General features: G+C 62.0%; 14 protein-coding genes. 4 read left to right on the top strand and 10 right to left on the bottom strand.

Annotated elements, in window-relative coordinates; translation table 11 throughout:
* Positions 1–61: 61 nt before the first annotated feature.
* Both cysS and M5G17_RS18535 read right to left on the bottom strand, forming a co-directional pair.
* Positions 62–1,444: a cysteine--tRNA ligase gene (gene cysS / locus M5G17_RS18540; RefSeq protein WP_273894374.1), complete on the bottom strand. Its 1,383-nt coding sequence runs from the start codon at positions 1,442–1,444 to the stop codon at positions 62–64.
* A gap of 9 nt (positions 1,445–1,453) precedes the next feature.
* Positions 1,454–3,157, bottom strand: coding sequence for a glutamine--tRNA ligase/YqeY domain fusion protein (locus M5G17_RS18535; RefSeq protein WP_273894373.1), 1,704 nt, complete (start codon positions 3,155–3,157; stop codon positions 1,454–1,456).
* A gap of 237 nt (positions 3,158–3,394) precedes the next feature.
* Between M5G17_RS18535 and M5G17_RS18530 the strand changes: the two genes are divergently transcribed.
* Both M5G17_RS18530 and lpxH read left to right on the top strand, forming a co-directional pair.
* Positions 3,395–3,898, top strand: coding sequence for a peptidylprolyl isomerase (locus tag M5G17_RS18530; protein ID WP_273894372.1), 504 nt, complete (start codon positions 3,395–3,397; stop codon positions 3,896–3,898).
* On the top strand, positions 3,895–4,617 hold the full coding sequence (lpxH, locus tag M5G17_RS18525) for a UDP-2,3-diacylglucosamine diphosphatase (RefSeq protein ID WP_273894371.1): 723 nt from the start codon (positions 3,895–3,897) through the stop codon (positions 4,615–4,617). Before M5G17_RS18530 ends, lpxH begins: the two co-directional genes overlap by 4 nt.
* A gap of 81 nt (positions 4,618–4,698) precedes the next feature.
* Here the strand turns inward: lpxH and M5G17_RS18520 are convergent, their stop codons facing one another.
* The 4 genes from M5G17_RS18520 to M5G17_RS18505 form a co-directional block, all read right to left on the bottom strand.
* The gene (locus tag M5G17_RS18520; RefSeq protein WP_273894370.1) at positions 4,699–6,231 is read right to left on the bottom strand and encodes a DHA2 family efflux MFS transporter permease subunit; all 1,533 of its coding nucleotides are present in this window, start codon (positions 6,229–6,231) and stop codon (positions 4,699–4,701) included.
* A complete protein-coding gene (locus M5G17_RS18515; protein ID WP_273894369.1) occupies positions 6,228–7,424 on the bottom strand; it encodes an HlyD/EmrA/EmrK family protein in 1,197 nt (398 codons plus the stop codon). The genes M5G17_RS18520 and M5G17_RS18515 overlap by 4 nt, the downstream gene beginning before the upstream one ends.
* A 54-nt stretch (positions 7,425–7,478) precedes the next feature.
* Complete coding sequence (locus M5G17_RS18510) at positions 7,479–7,952, bottom strand: MarR family winged helix-turn-helix transcriptional regulator (RefSeq protein WP_273894368.1); 474 nt, start codon at positions 7,950–7,952, stop codon at positions 7,479–7,481.
* Between the two features lie 164 nt (positions 7,953–8,116).
* Complete coding sequence (locus tag M5G17_RS18505; protein ID WP_273894367.1) at positions 8,117–8,722, bottom strand: MiaE family protein; 606 nt, start codon at positions 8,720–8,722, stop codon at positions 8,117–8,119.
* A 158-nt stretch (positions 8,723–8,880) separates the two neighbouring features.
* On the opposite strand from M5G17_RS18505, the gene M5G17_RS18500 reads away from it, so the two are divergent.
* A complete protein-coding gene (locus tag M5G17_RS18500) occupies positions 8,881–9,744 on the top strand; it encodes a universal stress protein (RefSeq protein WP_273894366.1) in 864 nt (287 codons plus the stop codon).
* A gap of 73 nt (positions 9,745–9,817) precedes the next feature.
* On the opposite strand, the gene M5G17_RS18495 is transcribed toward M5G17_RS18500, so the two are convergent.
* Positions 9,818–10,285, bottom strand: coding sequence for a DUF1289 domain-containing protein (locus tag M5G17_RS18495; protein ID WP_273894365.1), 468 nt, complete (start codon positions 10,283–10,285; stop codon positions 9,818–9,820).
* Positions 10,286–10,691: 406 nt separating this feature from the next.
* Here M5G17_RS18495 and acnB point away from each other — a divergent pair, with 406 nt between their 5' ends.
* Positions 10,692–13,301 carry a bifunctional aconitate hydratase 2/2-methylisocitrate dehydratase gene (gene acnB, locus M5G17_RS18490; protein ID WP_273894462.1) on the top strand — a complete coding sequence of 870 codons (2,610 nt, stop codon included), beginning with the start codon at positions 10,692–10,694 and terminating at the stop codon, positions 13,299–13,301.
* A gap of 89 nt (positions 13,302–13,390) precedes the next feature.
* Here the strand turns inward: acnB and prpD are convergent, their stop codons facing one another.
* The 3 genes from prpD to acnD all read right to left on the bottom strand — a co-directional run bounded on the left by prpD (position 13,391) and on the right by acnD (position 18,805).
* Entirely contained in the window at positions 13,391–14,875 is a 1,485-nt protein-coding gene (gene prpD / locus M5G17_RS18485; RefSeq protein ID WP_273894364.1) for a 2-methylcitrate dehydratase, read from the bottom strand.
* A gap of 51 nt (positions 14,876–14,926) precedes the next feature.
* Complete coding sequence (gene prpF, locus M5G17_RS18480; protein WP_273894363.1) at positions 14,927–16,117, bottom strand: 2-methylaconitate cis-trans isomerase PrpF; 1,191 nt, start codon at positions 16,115–16,117, stop codon at positions 14,927–14,929.
* Positions 16,118–16,216: 99 nt separating this feature from the next.
* On the bottom strand, positions 16,217–18,805 hold the full coding sequence (gene acnD / locus M5G17_RS18475; protein WP_273894362.1) for a Fe/S-dependent 2-methylisocitrate dehydratase AcnD: 2,589 nt from the start codon (positions 18,803–18,805) through the stop codon (positions 16,217–16,219).
* Between the last annotated feature and the right edge of the window lie 79 nt (positions 18,806–18,884).

Below are 18,884 nucleotides of genomic sequence, written 5' to 3'. Positions count from 1 at the left end.
CCCACAGGTCAGGTGTTGTCCCCTGTGGGAGCTGGCTTGCCAGCGATGAAAACCCCGCCGATCAATCAGCCAAGCGCCAGGTCGTGCCGCCCTTGCCGTCTTCCAGGACCACGCCCATGGCGGTGATCTGGTCGCGGATACGGTCGGATTCGGCCCAGTTCTTGTCGGCACGCGCTTGCAGGCGCGCCTGGATCAACGCTTCGACTTCAGCCGCATCGACCTTGCCTTCGGCACCGGCGCGCAGGAAGTCATCGGCTTCAAGCTGCAACACACCCAGAAGATCAGCCAGCTCACGCAGACGACCGGCCAGGCCGGCAGCAACCTGTGGCTCGCTGTCGCGCAGGCGGTTGATTTCGCGCACCAGCTCGAACAGCACGGCGCAGGCTTCGGGGGTGCCGAAGTCGTCGTTCATCGCCGCTTTGAAGCGCTCGACGTAGGCCTCGCCACCCTCGGCCGCAACTCGCGGCAGGCCGCGCAGGGCGTGGTAGAAACGCTCCAGCGCGCCCTTGGACTCGCGCAGGCTGTCTTCGGAATAGTTGATCGAGCTGCGGTAGTGGCTCGACACCAGCAGGTAGCGCACCACCTCGGGGTGATACTTGTCGAGCACGTCGCGAATGGTGAAGAAGTTGTTCAAGGACTTGGACATCTTCTCGCCATTGATGCGAATCATCCCGCAGTGCATCCACGAGTTGGCGTACTGCTTGCCGGTGGCGGCCTCGCTCTGGGCGATTTCGTTTTCGTGGTGCGGAAACTCCAGGTCGTTGCCACCGCCGTGGATGTCGAAGCTCTCGCCCAGGCAGCAGGTGGACATCACCGAGCACTCGATGTGCCAGCCCGGACGGCCCGGACCCCATGGTGATTCCCAGCTCGGCTCGCCGGGTTTGACGCCCTTCCACAGCACGAAGTCGAGCGGGTCCTGCTTGGCTTCGTCAACCTCGATACGGGCACCGATGCGCAGGTCTTCGATCTTCTTGCGCGACAGCTTGCCGTAGCCGACGAACTTGCCGACCCGGTAATACACGTCGCCGTTACCCGGCGCGTAGGCATAGCCCTTGTCGATCAGGGTCTGGATCATCGCGTGCATGCCGGCGATATGGTCGGTGGCACGCGGCTCCTGGTCCGGCGGCAGGATGTTCAGGCGGCGCTCGTCTTCGTGCATCGCGTCGATCATGCGGGCGGTCAGGGCGTCGAAGGTTTCGCCGTTCTCATTGGCCCGGTTGATGATCTTGTCATCGATGTCGGTGATGTTGCGCACATAGGTCAGGTCGTAGCCGCTGTAACGCAGCCAACGGGTCACCAGGTCGAAGGCAACCATGCTGCGCCCGTGGCCCAGGTGGCAGAAGTCGTAGACGGTCATGCCGCAGACGTACATCCGCACCTTGTTGCCTTCAAGCGGCTTGAAGGCTTCCTTGGTCTTGCTGAGCGTGTTGTAGATGGTAAGCACGAGAGTTCCTTAGCTGCCCCACGAATCGCGCAGGGTCACGGTGCGGTTGAACACCGGGCGACCCGGCTGGGAGTCTTTCAGGTCGGCGCAGAAGTAGCCTTCGCGCTCGAACTGGAAGCGGTCTTCTGGCTGGGCCTGGCCCAGGGAAGGTTCCGCACGACAACCGGTCAGCACCTGCAGCGAATCAGGATTGATGTTGTCAAGGAAGTTGCCGCCATCATCGGTCTTCTCGGGGTTGGCCGAGCGGAACAGGCGGTCGTACAGGCGTACTTCGCATTCGACGCTGGCATTGGCCGGAACCCAGTGGATCACGCCCTTGACCTTGCGCCCTTCAGGGTTCTTGCCCAGGGTGTCCGGGTCATACGAGCAGCGCAGCTCGACAATGTTGCCATCGGCATCCTTGATCGCCTCGTCGGCGCGGATCACGTAGCTGCCGCGCAGGCGCACTTCACCGGCCGGCTCCAGGCGCTTGTAGCCCTTTGGCGGCTCTTCCATGAAGTCGTCGCGATCGATGTAGATCTCGCGCTCGAACGGCAGTGCGCGCACGCCCATGTCTTCTTTGGGGTGGCGCGGCAGTTCGAGGTTCTCGACCTGGCCTTCAGGGTAGTTGGTGATGACTACTTTCAGTGGGCGCAGTACGCACATGGCGCGTGGCGCGGTGCGGTCGAGGTCGTCACGGATGCTGAACTCGAGCATCGACATGTCGACCACACCGTCGGAGCGGTTGGTACCAACCATGTCGCAGAAGTTGCGGATCGAGGCCGGGGTGTAGCCACGACGACGGAAGCCCGACAGGGTCGACATGCGCGGGTCGTCCCAGCCGTTGACGTGCTGTTCGTCGACCAGTTGCTTGAGCTTGCGCTTGCTGGTGATGGTGTAGTTCAGGTTCAGGCGGCTGAACTCGTACTGGCGCGGCTTGGCCGGCACCGGCAGGTTGTCTAGGAACCACTCGTACAGCGGACGGTGGCCTTCGAACTCCAGGGTGCAGATCGAATGAGTGATGCCTTCGATGGCATCCGACTGACCGTGGGTGAAGTCGTAGTTGGGGTAGATGCACCACGCATCACCTGTCTGGTGGTGATGGGCATGGCGGATACGGTAGAGGATCGGGTCGCGCAGGTTCATGTTCGGCGAGGCCATGTCGATCTTGGCCCGCAGCACGCGCTCGCCGTCCTTGAACTCGCCGGCTTTCATGCGCGCGAACAGGTCGAGGTTCTCTTCGACGCTGCGCTCACGGAACGGGCTGTTCTTGCCAGGCTCGGTCAGGTTGCCGCGGTATTCCTTGGCCTGCTCCGGGGTCAGGTCGCAGACATAGGCGTTGCCGGCCTTGATCAGCTCGACAGCCCAGTCGTGCAACTGGTCGAAGTATTGCGAAGCGTAGCGCACCGGGCCGGTCCACTCGAAGCCCAGCCACTTGATGTCACTCTGGATCGCGTCGATGTACTCCTGGTCCTCTTTGGCCGGGTTGGTGTCATCGAAACGCAGGTGACAGGCCCCACCGAATTCCTGGGCCAGGCCGAAGTTCACGCAGATCGACTTGGCATGGCCGATGTGCAGGTAACCGTTGGGCTCAGGCGGAAAACGGGTGACGATGCTGCTGTGCTTGCCCGAGTCCAGGTCTGCCTGCACGATCGGGCGCAGGAAGTTCGCAGGGATGACGGGAGCGCCTTTGGCAGCGGCGTTGGGAGCGGTGTCGGCAGTGGGCTTGCTCATAGGATCCTTGAATACGGGGGGCACGGCCTGGGTAGGCCGACTGAATCAAAGCGCTTATCATAGCCGAAGCGGTCGAGCTGCCGACAGCATCGCGCCGACAAACTGGCGCGATATTCGCCAGCGAATGCAAAAAAACTGCCGCGCATCACGTATCGCGGGCGGTAGACTGTGCGTCAGGTGTGTATCGCGATACTGCGCGAACCATTTTTCAATGCCTTGAACAGCGAGAATTTGAGCATGACCCAAGTCAAATTGACCACCAACCACGGCGACATCGTCATCGAGCTGAACGCCGAGAAAGCCCCGATCACCGTGGCCAACTTCATCGAATACGTTAACGCTGGCCACTACAGCAACACCGTATTCCACCGCGTGATCAAGGGCTTCATGATCCAGGGCGGCGGTTTCGAACCAGGCATGAACGAGAAGCGTGACAAGCGTGCCAGCATCCAGAACGAAGCTGACAACGGCCTGAAGAATGACAAGTACACCATCGCCATGGCCCGTACCATGGAGCCGCATTCGGCTTCTGCACAGTTCTTCATCAATGCCTCGAACAACGATTTCCTCAACCACAGCGGCAAGAACGTGCAAGGTTGGGGTTACGCAGTATTCGGCAAAGTGACCGAAGGTACTGATATCGTCGACGCCATCGAGAAAGTCGCCACCGGCTCCAAGTCCGGCCACCAGGACGTGCCGAAAGACGACGTGATCATCGAGAAAGCCGAGATCATTGAGTGATACTGCTGATCTCTGATCTGCACCTGCAAGAAGAACGCCCGGACATTACCCGGGCGTTTGTTGATCTGCTCGACGGTCGCGCGCGGCACGCCGAGGCGCTGTACATCCTCGGTGATTTCTTCGAGGCATGGATCGGCGACGACGCCATGACGCCCTTCCAGACCTCGATCTGCCAGGCTCTGCGTGCCTTGAGCGACAGCGGCACGCAAGTCTTTTTGATGCACGGCAACCGCGACTTCCTGCTCGGCCAGGCCTTCTGCACGGCCGCAGGTTGTACCTTGCTGGCGGATCCCAGCGTGGTCGAGATGGGCGGTGAGCCAGTGTTGCTGATGCACGGCGACAGCCTGTGCACCCGCGATCTGGCCTACATGAAGATGCGCCGTTACCTGCGCAACCCGCTGAGCCTGTGGATTCTTCGGCACCTGCCGCTGAGCACCCGGCAAAAGCTTGCGCGCAAGCTGCGCAGCGAAAGCCGGGCGCAGACGCGGATGAAGGCCAACGACATTGTCGATGTGACCGCCGAGGAAGTACCGCGGATCATGCAGCAGTTCGGGGTTCGCACCCTGGTGCATGGCCACACCCATCGACCGGCGATTCACAAGCTGGTGGTTGGCGATCAACCGGCGCGACGTATCGTGCTGGGTGATTGGGACCGACAAGGTTGGGCGCTGCAGGTGGATGAGCAAGGGTTTCAACTGCAACCCTTTGCTTTTCCCTGATAGGCCCAATCGCTGGCAAGCCAGCTCCCACAGGTCATGTGTTGCCCCTGTGGGAGCTGGCTTGCCAGCGATGCTTTTGCTTCAGTGCCCCGCCGACGCCGGCCCGGCCTTGGCCGCAAACGGCGGCTTGGCCAGCCATACCAGCAGTATCAAGCCTGCGAAAATCCAGCCCATCAGGGTGAAGTAATCCACCGTCGACATCATGTACGCCTGGCTGCCGAGCATCCGCTCCAGCTGCGCATACGACTGCCCGCTCGCCCCACCCAGTTGGTTCAGCGCCTCGCGGGTAGCCGGCTCGAAGGTGCTGATGCTTTCGCTCAGGTAGGCATGGTGCTGGTCCGCCCGGCGAATCCAGATCCAGGTGGTCAGCGAGGCGGCAAAGCTACCTCCCAGGGTGCGCAAAAACGTCGCCAGCCCCGAGCCGTCGGCAATCTGATGAGGCGGCAGATCAGACAGCAGGATGCTCAAGGTCGGCATAAAGAACAGCGCCACGCCGATACCCATGAACAGTTGCACCAGGGCGATGTGCTGGAAGTCCACTTCGTTGGTAAAGCCTGCGCGCATGAAGCAACTGGTGCCTATCGCCAGGAACGCCAGCCCAGCCAGCAGACGCAGGTCGAATTTGTGCGCGTACTTGCCGACAAACGGCGACATCAGCACCGGCAACAGGCCGATCGGTGCCACCGCCAGGCCCGCCCAGGTAGCGGTGTAGCCCATTTGCGTCTGCAGCCACTGCGGCAGGATCAGGTTGATGCCGAAGAACCCGGCATAGCCGCCGACCAGCACGATGGTGCCGATGCGAAAGTTGCGGTGCGCAAACAAGCGCAGGTTGACCACCGGGTGCTTGTCGGTCAGTTCCCAAATGATGAACACCGCCAGGAACACCAGCGAAATCAAGCTGCCAATGACGATGAAGCTGGACTCGAACCAGTCCAGGTCATTGCCCTTGTCCAGCACGATCTGCAACGCCCCGACGCCGATGATCAGGCTCAGCAAGCCAATGTAGTCCATCGGCTGACGGCTGGTACTGACCGGGCGGCTGCGCATCTGTTGGCGCACCACGGCCGCGGCGAACAGGCCAATCGGTACGTTGATGAAGAAGATCCACGGCCAGCTGTAGCTGTCGGTGATCCAGCCGCCGAGAATCGGCCCGGCAATCGGCGCCACCACCGTGACCATCGCCAGCAGCGCCAGCGCCATGCCCCGCTTGGCCGGTGGATAGACCGCAATCAGCAGGGTCTGGGTCATCGGGTACAGAGGCCCGGCAACGATACCCTGGAGCACGCGAAAGCCGACCAGTTCGGGCATCGACTGGGCAATGCCACAGAGGAACGAGGCCAATACAAACAGCAGGGTGGCCCAGATGAACAGCTTGACCTCACCGAAGCGCCGGCTCAGCCAGCCGGTCAGCGGCAAGGCAATGGCGTTGCTCACCGCAAACGAGGTGATGACCCAGGTGCCCTGCTCCGAACTCACGCCCAGGTTGCCGGAAATGGTCGGCAACGCCACGTTGGCGATGGTGGTGTCGAGCACCTGCATGAAGGTTGCCAGCGACAGGCCAATGGTGGTCAGCAACAGGCTTGGCGGTGTGAAGGAAGCCTGGCTGCCGCTCATCGCTGCGCCGTCTTGCTGGAGCCTACGCTGTTGTCATGGATCAACTTGGTGATCAGGGTGTCGGCCTCGACCAGCTGACGGTCGTATACCTGGGTGGCGAACGACGCCTTCTGTGGTGGTTGCTGGGCCAGGACCGGGCCGCTCTGGTCGTGCAAGTCGACTTCGACCTGGGTCGACAGGCCGACACGCAGCGGGTGCTTGGCCAGTTGTTCGGCATTGATATGAATGCGCACCGGTACCCGCTGAACGATCTTGATCCAGTTGCCGGTGGCGTTCTGCGCCGGCAGCAAGGCAAAGGCGCTGCCGGTACCGGCACCGAGGCTGTCAATGGTGCCGCTGTATCTGACGTCGCTGCCATACAGGTCGGCGACGATGTCCACCGGCTGGCCGATACGCATGTTGCGCAGCTGGGTTTCCTTGAAGTTGGCGTCAATCCACAGCTGGTCCAGCGGGATGACTGCCATGGTCGCAATGCCCGGTTGCAGGCGCTGGCCCAGTTGTACCGTGCGTTTGGCCACGTAACCTGTGACCGGCGCAACCAGGGTGGTGCGGGCATTGTTCAAATAAGCCTGACGCAATTCGGCGGCAGCAGCCATCACTTCGGGGTGCGACGACACCACGGTGTCATCCACCAGCGCAGTGGTGGTGTTGAGCTGCTGCCGGGCATCACTCAAGGCACTCTGGGCCGACGCCAGGTCGTCGCGGGCATGGGACAGTTCTTCCTGGGAGATGGCGCCGCCAGCCGCCAGGGTCCGGCGCCGATTGAAGTTATCCTGGGCCTTTTGCAACTCGGCCTGGCGTGCAGCCACCTGGGCCTTCTTGCCATCGACGTTGCTGTACAGGCCGCGCACCTGGCGCACGGCACGGGCCAGCTTGGCTTGCGCAGCTTGCAGGCCAACCTCGGCATCGCTGGGATCGAACGCGATGAGTACCTGCCCCTCGTGGACTAGGTCGCCATCGTCCGCGCCAATGCTGACCACGGTGCCGGTCACCTGCGGGGTGATTTCCACCACGTTGCCGTTGACATAGGCATCGTCGGTCTCTTCACTCCAGCGCCCGTAGAGTTCATGCCAGGCCCAGACCGCAGCGCCGCCGACGACAATCAGCAGCACCAGCGCCAGCAACCAGGTTTTGCGCTTGCGCGCGTTGTCGAGGTCCTGAGTGGTGTCATCTGCAGAAGAAATAGCGGCCATTTCAAATACCTTGGCTTAGTGAATGCGTGAAGTCGAAGGCGAGGGGCCAGGTGCTCATTTGGCCCCCACACGCATGGCAGTCAAGGTGTCGCCGGCAGCCAGCAGCACCTTGGTCAGAATGGCTTCGAGGGTGGCCAGCTCGCCGGGCTCCAGCACCCCAACCAGCTCGTTCATCGCCGCAGCACCGATCTGCGGCAACTGGTCGGCGAGCGTCTGGCCCTCCTCGCTGAGCTCCAGGCGAATCTGCCGGCGGTCGTCTGGGCAGCGACGGCGGATGATCAGGTCTTTCTGTTCCAGGCGGTCGAGCATGCGCGTCATCGAGCCGCTGTCTACCGACAGGTAGCGGCACAGCTCGGCCGGGGTGTCGACGCCGTACTGGGCGACGATGATCAGCACCTTGAACTGCGCGGCGGTAACGCCGTAGGGCTGCATATGGCTGTCGAGGATGCGGTCTTTGACCAGCGCGGCGCGGCCCAGAAGCATGCCAAGGGTGCAGTTCTGGAAGTTTTCCGGGGTGTAGTGCTGCATGAACGGAGATACCTGCTTAGGCAGTAAGTTACATAATGTTACTGCTTAGGCAGCTAGCGTCAAGACATTAATTAGCTTGCTTATTAATTGAACGATAGAAAGCCATCGCGGGGAAAGCCCGCTCCCACAGGTTTTGTGGGAGCGGGCTTTCCCCGCGATGAGGCTTAGGCAGGCACACCACTATGAAAACGAAACTCTTCATCCGGGCTGCTGATCAGTTCGGCCTCGACCGCCCTGACCTTCTCCACCACCCGCTCGATATCCGCCGTCTCACCGTACTGGTGAGCAAGCTTCAGGTAACCTTGGTAGTGCCGCGCTTCGCTGTTGAGCAAGCCGTGATAGAACTTACCCAGTTCCTCGTCCAGGTGCGGTACCAGTGCGGCAAAACGCTCGCAGCTGCGCGCCTCGATGAACGCCCCCACCACCAGAGTGTCCACCAGTTTCACCGGCTCATGGGTGCGCACCACCCGGCGCAAGCCCGAGGCATAGCGCCCGGCCGACAACGGTCGCAGGCCAATCTTGCGACGCTTCATCAGGCGCAGCACCTGCTCGTGATGCACCAGCTCTTCACGGGCCAGACGCGACATCATGTTGATCAGGTCCAGGTGCGTGTTGTACTTGGCCATCAGGCTCAGCGCGGTACTGGCGGCCTTGAACTCGCAGTTCTTGTGATCGATCAGCAGGGTTTCCTGGTCGGCAAGCGCCGCCTGGACCCAGGCGTCAGGGGTACGGCAGCCAAGGAAGGCTTCGATTTCGGGAATAAGGGACATAGGCTCACAAACAGGCAGGGCAAACAGCAAGAGCGGCGATTATACCGGCAGCGGCGGCGATCACCAGTCAACTATGCTTGATACATATCAACGCCCATTGCAGTTGGCGCCGACTATAGTCAGGCATTGGTCGCCATTTCTGAAGGGAGTTCACGCTCATGCAAGAAGTACGCAGCATCCTGGTGGTACTTGATCCCGAGCACGCCCACAGCCGCGCGCTGACCCGGGCCAAACTGATCGCCGGTACCACTGGTGCGCGCCTGCACCTGTTGATGTGCGACAAGAACCACGACCACAGCGCCCTGCTCAGTCTGCTCAGCAGCCAGTTGCATGATGACGGCTTCGACAATGTGACCCATGAAGAAGCCTGGCATGGCAGCCTGCACGAATCGATCATCAAAGTGCAGCAGGACGAAGGCTGCGACCTGGTGATCAAGGAGCACCGCCCGGACAATCCGCTGAAAAAAGCCCTGCTCACTCCCAGCGACTGGAAGCTGCTGCGCCAGTGCCCGTGCGCGGTGCTGATGGTCAAGACCGAACGCCCTTGGACTGGAGGGGTGATCCTCGCTGCAGTGGATGTCGGCAATCACGACGAGGCCCATCGCCTGCTGCACACCAGCATCATCGATCACGGCTACGCGATAGCAAGCCTGGCCAAAGGCGAGTTGCACGTGATCAGCGCCCATCCATCACCGATGCTGTCGGCGGCGGACCCGGTCTATCAATTGAAAGAAACCATCGAGCAACGCTATCGCGAGGAATGCACAGCGTTTCAGGCCGAGTTCGATATCAAGGACGAGCGCCTGCATGTGGCCGAAGGGCCGGCGGATGTGCTGATTCCCTACACCGCCAGCAAGTACGATGCGGTGGTGACGGTGATCGGTACTGTGGCGCGTACCGGGATTTCCGGGGCGTTGATCGGTAACACTGCCGAGGTGGTGCTCGATTCGCTGGAATGCGATGTGCTGGTGCTCAAGACCGAGGAAGTGAAGGTGCAGCTAGCTGAACTGGCGAGGGGCTGAGGGCCTCATCACGGAGCAAGCCCGCTCCTACGGCACCTGTAGGAGCGGGCTTGCTCCGCGATGCATTCACTGCCTAACCCAGGGCATCCTTGAGAAACCCCGGCGCGATATAGCGCTGGTAGTGGGCTTCGGACAGCAGGAAGAATTCCCGATCAATGGCATCGCGCAACTCGGGCAATTCCCAGTCGCGAAACTCCGGCAGCAACACCATGCCGTAGGCCTCCAGCTCACGAATCACCCGCGCCCCACGGGCAATCAACTGATAAGCCCAGCAGTATTCGGACTGGTGCACCACGAAGCGGATCTTGCGCAGCTCCAGTTGCTGGCGCAGGCGCGTGGCATCAAAGACTTCAAGTTTGGCCACCATGACCTGCACCAGCAACTGCTCCAGGCGCAGCCACACCGCACGCTTCTCATCTTCGTTGTAGCCGTTCCAGTTGATCACTTCATGGTGAAAACGCTTGCAGCCACGGCACACCAGATCCCCGTAAACCGTGGAGCAGAGGCCGACACAGGGCGTTTTAATTGACTGATTGGACATGAAAAATAAGGCAGCTTGGCGGTGGAACAGGCTGTCATGTTAGCCCTTTGTCTAACGAGGGTCACCCGCTAAAGTCATACAGCGCGCCTTACCTTTATCGACTTTTTGCCGTAGAATCATCCGGCCTTTTCAAGGCAGCAATGTCCGTTAGAAGCTGTTTTCAAAGCGTCACGAGCACAGTTAATCCGGTAGAACGGCGTTGGCCCGGGATATTCACTTCGCGCATGTCCCGCGCCAGCCCTCATCAGCCTCCGTTCTACAGGCGTAAAACTTTGAAAGCAGCTTCTGTAAGGATTTCCTGCAACCCTGGCTACGCGGCCCAAGAAGCCGTATTGCGCACGGCTGCCGGAATTTCTGGATGAGCGTCCCGGACACCCATTTGGGACCACTGATGAGGGTAATAACTGTGCTTGAAGCCTACCGCAAACACATCGAAGAGCGTGCCGCCCAGGGTATCGTGCCCCAGCCGCTTAACGCCGAACAAACCGCAGGCCTGGTCGAGCTGCTGAAGAATCCTCCGGCTGGCGAAGAAGCCTTCCTCGTTGATCTGATCACCAACCGCATTCCACCAGGCGTGGACGAAGCTGCCTACGTCAAGGCCGGCTTCCTGTCCGCCGTCGCCAAGGGCGAAGCCAGCTCCCCGCTGCTCGACAAAAAGCGCGCCGTAGAGCTGCTGGGCACCATGCAGGGCGGCTACAACATCGCCACCATGGTCGAGCTGCTGGACGACGCCGAACTGGCTGCCGTCGCTGCCGAACAACTCAAGCACACCCTGCTGATGTTCGATGCGTTCCACGACGTCGCCGAGAAAGCCAAGGCGGGCAATGCCCACGCCAAAGCCGTGCTGGACTCCTGGGCCGCCGGTGAGTGGTTCACCGCCCGTCCGGCCATCGCCGACAAGTACACCCTGACCGTGTTCAAGGTGCCTGGCGAAACCAACACCGACGACCTGTCCCCTGCCCCGGACGCCTGGTCGCGCCCAGACATCCCGCTGCACGCCCTGGCCATGCTGAAAATGGCCCGTGACGGCATCGTGCCTGAGCAGCCTGGCTCGATCGGCCCGCTCAAGCAGATCGAAGAAGTCAAAGCCAAGGGCTTCCCGGTCGCCTACGTCGGTGACGTGGTCGGCACCGGTTCTTCGCGTAAATCCGCCACCAACTCGGTGCTGTGGTTCTTCGGCGACGACATCCCTTACGTGCCGAACAAGCGCGCTGGCGGTTTCTGCTTCGGCACCAAGATCGCCCCGATCTTCTACAACACCATGGAAGACGCCGGCGCCCTGCCAATCGAATTCGACTGCACCGACCTTGCCATGGGCGACGTCATCGACGTTTACCCGTTCAAAGGTGAAGTGCGCCGTCATGGCAGCGACGACCTGGTCACCAGCTTCCAGCTCAAGACCGAAGTGCTGCTCGACGAAGTCCGCGCTGGCGGCCGTATCCCGCTGATCGTCGGCCGTGGCCTGACCGAAAAAGCCCGCACCGAGTTGGGCCTGGGCCCAACCGACCTGTTCAAGCTGCCAGAAGCCCCGGTCGACACCGGCAAGGGCTACACCCTGGCGCAGAAGATGGTCGGCAAGGCCTGCGGCCTGCCAGAAGACAAAGGTGTGCGTCCAGGCACCTACTGCGAACCGAAGATGACCACCGTCGGCTCCCAGGACACCACTGGCCCGATGACCCGCGACGAGCTCAAAGACCTCGCCTGCCTGGGCTTCTCCGCCGACCTGGTCATGCAGTCGTTCTGCCACACCGCGGCCTATCCGAAGCCGATCGACGTCAACACCCACCATACCCTGCCGGATTTTATCCGCACCCGTGGCGGCGTGTCCCTGCGTCCAGGCGACGGTATCATCCACAGCTGGCTGAACCGCATGTTGCTGCCGGACACCGTCGGTACCGGTGGTGACTCGCACACCCGTTTCCCGATCGGCATCTCGTTCCCGGCCGGTTCCGGCCTGGTCGCCTTCGCCGCTGCCACCGGCGTCATGCCGCTGGACATGCCGGAGTCGATCCTGGTGCGCTTCAAGGGCAAACTGCAGCCAGGCATCACCCTGCGTGACCTGGTTCATGCCATCCCTTACTACGCCATCCAGAAAGGCCTGCTGACCGTCGAGAAGAAGGGCAAGATCAACGCCTTCTCCGGCCGCATCCTGGAAATCGAAGGCCTGGACGACCTCACCGTCGAACAAGCGTTCGAACTTTCCGACGCCTCGGCCGAACGCTCCGCTGCCGGTTGCTCGATCAAGCTGCCAGAGAAGGCGATCGCCGAGTACCTGCAGTCGAACATCACCCTGCTGCGCTGGATGATCAGCGAAGGCTACGGCGATGCCCGTACCATGGAGCGCCGTGCGCAAGCCATGGAAGCCTGGCTGGCCAACCCGAAACTGCTGGCGGCCGACGCCGATGCCGAATACGCCGAAATCATCGAAATCGATCTGGCCGACGTGAAAGAGCCTGTGCTCTGCGCGCCGAACGACCCGGACGACGCGCGCCTGCTGTCGAGCGTTCAGGGCGAGAAGATCGACGAAGTGTTCATCGGTTCGTGCATGACCAACATCGGCCACTTCCGCGCTGCCGGCAAGCTGCTGGACAAGGTCAAGGGTGGCATCCCTACCCGTCTGTGGCTGGCTCCGCCAACCAAGATGGACGCCCACCAGCTGACCGAAGAAGGCTACTACGGCATCTACGGCAAAGCCGGTGCACGCATGGAAATGCCAGGCTGCTCGCTGTGCATGGGTAACCAGGCACGTGTGCAGACCGGTTCGACCGTGGTCTCCACGTCGACCCGTAACTTCCCGAACCGCCTGGGTGACGCCACCAACGTCTACCTGGCTTCTGCCGAGCTGGCTGCCGTTGCCTCGATCCTGGGCAAACTGCCAACCGTCGAAGAGTACATGGAGTACGCGAAGAACATCGACAGCATGGCTGCCGACGTTTACCGCTACCTGAGCTTCGACCAGATCGCCGAGTTCCGTGAAGCCGCTGCGAACGCCAAGATTCCGGTTGTTCAAGCCTAAGCTGACCTAGCGTGAAAAAAAGCCCCGCCAATTGGCGGGGCTTTTTATTGTCTTTGAAAAGCATCGCTGGCAAGCCAGCGATGAGGGCCTCAGATCACCAACAGATCAACAAACCGATGCACCGCCGTCGCCTCAAGCGCCGCCTGATCCTTGCACAAGGTAAAGATCTGCGCTGAACGCTGCCCGGTGAAGCGTGTCGCCAGGTTGGCCTTGAACTTCTCTTCCAGTAACGGAATGCCCTCGGCTCGCCGCCGACGGTGACCAATCGGGTACTCCACCACCACCCGCTCCGTGCTCGAACCATCGTTGAAGAACACCTGCACGGCATTGGCGATCGAGCGCTTGTCGGCCTCCAGGTATTCCCGGGTAAAACGCGGCTCTTCGACGATCTCCATCTTCTCGCGCAAACGGTCGATGATCGGGTGCGCAGCATGAAAATCATCTTCGTACTGTTCGGCCACCAGGTTGCCGAAAATCAGCGGTACGGCGGTCATGTACTGAATGCAGTGATCGCGGTCAGCGGCGTTGGCCAGGGTGCCAACCTTGGAAATGATGCGGATCGCCGATTCATGGGTGGTAATGACGATGCGCTCGATTTCATCCAGGCGGTTACGCACCTGCGGGTGCAGGGCTACCGCCGCTTCGCAGGCGGTCTGGGCATGGAATTCGGCGGGAAAACTGATCTTGAACAGCACATTTTCCATCACATAGCTGGCGTATTTTTGCGTCAGGCTGAAGCTGCGTTTGTCTTCGGGCTTGAGCGCCAGGTCCTTGTTGGTGTGGCTGAACAGCACATCGTAAAAGCCCCACTGCGGTGCGCTCAGCACCCCGGGAATGCCCATCTCGCCGCGCAAGGCGATATCGGCCAGACGCACGCCACGGCTGGAGGCATCCCCCGCCGCCCAGGACTTGCGCGAGCCGGCATTGGGCGCATGGCGGTAGGTGCGCAAGGCCTGGCCATCGACGAACGCGTGGGAAAGCGCCGCCAGCAGCTGTTCACGAGTGGCGCCCATGAGCTTGGCGCACACCGCTGTAGAGGCGACCTTGACCAGCAGCACATGGTCAAGGCCGACGCGGTTGAAGGAGTTTTCCAGGGCAATCACGCCCTGGATCTCGTGGGCCATGATCATCGCCTCAAGCACCGTACGCATGCTCAACGGTGCCTCGCCATTGGCCACGCGCTTTTGCGACAGGTGGTCGGCCACCGCCAAAATGCCGCCGAGGTTGTCGGAAGGATGCCCCCACTCGGCAGCCAGCCAGGTGTCGTTGTAATCGAGCCAACGCACGATGCAACCGATGTCCCAGGCCGCCTTGACCGGGTCCAGGCGGTAGCTGGTACCCGGCACCCGTGCGCCGAACGGCACCACAGTGCCTTCCACCAGCGGCCCCAGGTGCTTGGTGCATTCCGGAAAACGCAACGCCAGCAGGCCGCAGCCCAGGGTATCCATCAGGCAGTTGCGCGCGGTGTCCAGCGCCTCCACCGACTCGACCTTGTAGTTCAAGACATAGTCAGCAATGTCCTGCAGCACCCGGTCGTAGTCGGGGCGGTTGTTCAGATCAACGTTGGCACTCATTTCACATCTCTCTGTTGACGTAGGTAACAGGGAGCCAAGCGCCGTTACTGGTCAGAAGGCATCAGCGGGTACCCGCACCCAGCCCTCCATCAGCACGCGAGCGCTGCGGCTCATGATTGCTTTGGTAACCGTCCACTCGCCGTTCACCTGGCGGGCCTGGGCGCCAACGCGCAAGGTGCCCGAGGGATGGCCGAATCGTACGGCGCTGCGTTCGCCACCACCGGCAGCGAGGTTGACCAGGGTGCCGGGCACGGCCGCAGCCGTACCAATGGCAACCGCAGCGGTACCCATCATGGCGTGGTGCAATTTGCCCATGGACAGCGCCCGTACCACTAGATCAACGTCGGCGGCGGCCACGGCTTTACCACTGGATGACTGATAGGCCGTCGGCGGCGCGACAAAGGCGACTTTCGGTGTGTGCTGGCGCTTGGCGGCTTCATCGATATGTTCGATCAGACCCATGCGCACCGCGCCATAGGCACGGATGGTCTCGAAACGGGCCAGGGCTTGCGGGTCGCTGTTGATCGCCTCCTGCAGCTCGGTGCCGGTGTAGCCGATATCCTGGGCCTGGATGAAGATGGTCGGGATGCCGGCATTGATCAGCGTGGCCTTGAGGGTGCCGACGCCGGGCACTACCAGGTCGTCGACCAGGTTGCCAGTAGGGAACATCGAACCGCCCTCGCCGTCTTCGTCGGCGGCCGGGTCCATGAATTCGAGCTGCACTTCGGCGGCCGGGAAGGTCACGCCGTCCAGTTCGAAGTCACCGGTCTCCTGGACTTCGCCGTCAGTGATCGGCACATGGGCGACGATGGTCTTGCCGATATTGGCCTGCCAGATGCGCACCACGGCCACGCCGTCATGAGGAATGCGGCTGCTGTCGACCAGGCCGGCGCTGATGGCGAAAGAGCCGACCGCCGCCGAGAGATTGCCGCAGTTGCCGCTCCAGTCGACAAAAGCGGTATCGATCGAGACCTGGCCAAACAGGTAGTCCACATCGTGCTCGGGCTTGATGCTGCGCGAGAGGATCACGGTTTTGCTGGTGCTGGACGTCGCGCCGCCCATGCCGTCGATCTGCTTGCCATAGGGGTCGGGGCTGCCGATTACCCGCAGCAGCAGGGCGTCACGGGCCGGACCAGGGACCTGTGCACGCTCGGGCAGGTCCTGGAGGCGAAAGAATACGCCCTTGCTGGTGCCGCCACGGATGTAGGTGGCGGGGATTTTGATTTGCGGTGCATGTGCCATAGCTGGGTTGTCCTGTGAGTGCTGTGGGGGAGCTATCGCGGGGCAAGCCCGCTCCCACAGTACTGTGGGAGCGGGCTTGCCCCGCGATGGGGCCCTACCTCAAACGGCCGCCGATTCAAGGAAGTCCTGGGCAAAGCGCTGCAGCACCCCGCCCGCTTCGTAGATCGACACTTCTTCGGCGGTATCCAGGCGGCACGTCACCGGCACTTCGATACGCTCGCCGTTTTGACGAGTGATCACCAGGGTCAGGGTCGCCCGCGGCGTGCGCGGGCCCTCAACGTCGTAGGTCTCGGTACCGTCGATGCCCAAGGTCTTGCGGTTGACGCCCGGCTTGAACTCCAGCGGCAACACGCCCATGCCCACCAGGTTGGTGCGGTGGATACGCTCGAAGCCTTCGGCGACGATCGCCTCGACACCGGCCAGGCGTACGCCCTTGGCCGCCCAGTCACGGGATGAGCCCTGGCCGTAGTCGGCACCGGCAACGATGATCAGCGGCTGCTTGCGCTCCATGTAGGTTTCGATCGCTTCCCACATGCGCGCGACCTTGCCTTCGGGCTCGATGCGCGCCAGCGAACCCTGCTTGACCTTGCCGTTCTCTTGCACCATTTCGTTGAACAGCTTCGGGTTGGCAAAGGTTGCGCGCTGCGCGGTCAGGTGGTCACCGCGATGGGTGGCGTAGGAGTTGAAGTCTTCCTCCGGCAAGCCCATTTTCGCCAGGTACTCGCCCGCGGCGCTGTCGAGCATGATGGCGTTGGACGGCGACAGGTGGTCGGTGGTGATGTTGTCCGGCAACACCGCCAGCGGGCGCATGCCCTTGAGCGTGCGCTCGCCGGCCAGGGCGCCTTCCCAGTATGGCGGGCGGCGGATATAGGTGCTCATCGGGCGCCAGTCGTACAGCGGGGTGACCTTGGGCCCGGTGTCTTCCTGCACGGCGAACATCGGGATGTAGACCTGGCGGAATTGCTCGGGTTTGACCGCCGCCTTGACCACTGCGTCGATTTCTTCGTCGCTTGGCCAGATGTCCTTGAGGCGAACTTCCTTGCCGTCGACCACGCCCAGCACATCTTTCTCGATATCAAAGCGAATGGTGCCAGCAATCGCGTAGGCCACCACCAACGGCGGCGAAGCGAGGAACGCCTGCTTGGCGTACGGGTGGATACGCCCATCGAAGTTGCGGTTGCCCGAGAGCACGGCGGTGGCGTACAGGTCGCGGTCGATGATTTCCTGCTGGATCACCGGGTCCAGCGCACCGGACATACCGTTACAGGTAGTGCAGGCAAAGGCGACGATGCCAAAACCGAGTTGTTCAAGCTCGTCGTCAAGGCCCGCTTCTTTGAGGTACAAAGCGACGGTCTTGGAACCTGGCGCCAACGATGATTTCACCCACGGCTTGCGCACCAGGCCAAGCTTGTTGGCGTTGCGCGCCAGCAGGCCTGCGGCAATCACATTGCGCGGGTTGCTGGTGTTGGTGCAGCTGGTGATAGCGGCAATGATCACCGCACCATCGGGCATTTGCCCCGGCACTTCGTCCCACTGGCCGGCAATGCCCTTGCTCGCCAGGTCGCTGGTGGCGACCCGGGCGTGGGGGTTGGACGGCCCGGCCATGTTGCGCACCACGCTCGACAGGTCAAAGCGCAGCACCCGCTCGTACTCGGCATTGGCCAGGCTGTCGGACCACAGGCCTGCGGCCTTCGCGTAAGTCTCCACCAGCTTGACCTGCTCATCTTCACGGCCGGTGAGCTTGAGGTAGTCGATGGTCTGCTGATCGATGGAGAACATCGCTGCGGTGGCACCGTATTCCGGGGCCATGTTGGAGATGGTCGCACGGTCGCCCAGGGTCAGGGCGCGGGCGCCTTCACCGTAGAACTCAAGGTAGGCGCCGACCACTTTTTGCTGGCGCAGGAATTCGGTCAGGGCCAGCACCACGTCGGTGGCGGTGATGCCCGGTTGCGGCTTGCCCGAGAGCTCGACGCCAACGATTTCCGGCAGGCGCATCCACGAAGCGCGGCCGAGCATGACGTTCTCCGCCTCAAGGCCGCCAACGCCGATGGCGATCACGCCCAAGGCGTCAACGTGCGGGGTGTGGCTGTCGGTGCCGACACAGGTGTCCGGGTAGGCCACGCCGCGCTCGGCGTGGATCACCGGCGACATCTTCTCCAGGTTGATCTGGTGCATGATGCCGTTGCCCGGCTGGATCACGTCGACGTTCTTGAACGCCTTCTTGGTCCAGTTGATAAAGTGGAAGCGGTCTTCGTTGCGACGATCTTCGATAGCGCGGTTCTTGTCGAACGCCTGCGGGTCGAAACCACCGCACTCCACCGCCAGGGAGTGGTCGACGATCAACTGCACCGGCACCACCGGGTTGACCTGGGCCGGGTCACCGCCACCGTCGGCGATGGCATCGCGCAGGCCGGCCAGGTCCACCAGCGCGGTCTGGCCGAGAATGTCGTGGCACACCACGCGCGCCGGGAACCAGGGGAAGTCGAGGTCGCGCTTGCGCTCGATCAGCTGGCCCAGCGAAGCATTGAGGCTGGCCGGATCGCAGCGGCGCACCAGGTTTTCCGCCAGTACGCGGGAGGTGTAAGGAAGCTGGTCATAGGCGCCGGGCTTGATCGCATCGACCGCCGCGCGGGCGTCGAAATAATCCAGGTCGGTGCCCGGCAGGTTCTTGCGAAATTCACTATTCATGGCACAGGGACTCAATCACGGTAAGGTCGGTGGTGCGGCAGCCAACCCGAAACCCTGTGGGAGCTGGCCTTGCCAGCGA

Origin of the sequence: Pseudomonas rubra (genome assembly GCF_028656935.1) — a bacterium.
In the GTDB taxonomy this organism is placed as follows: domain Bacteria; phylum Pseudomonadota; class Gammaproteobacteria; order Pseudomonadales; family Pseudomonadaceae; genus Aquipseudomonas; species Aquipseudomonas rubra.
Note: the sequence above shows the minus strand (reverse complement) of the source record. Positions and strands in the feature narration are given on the sequence as shown.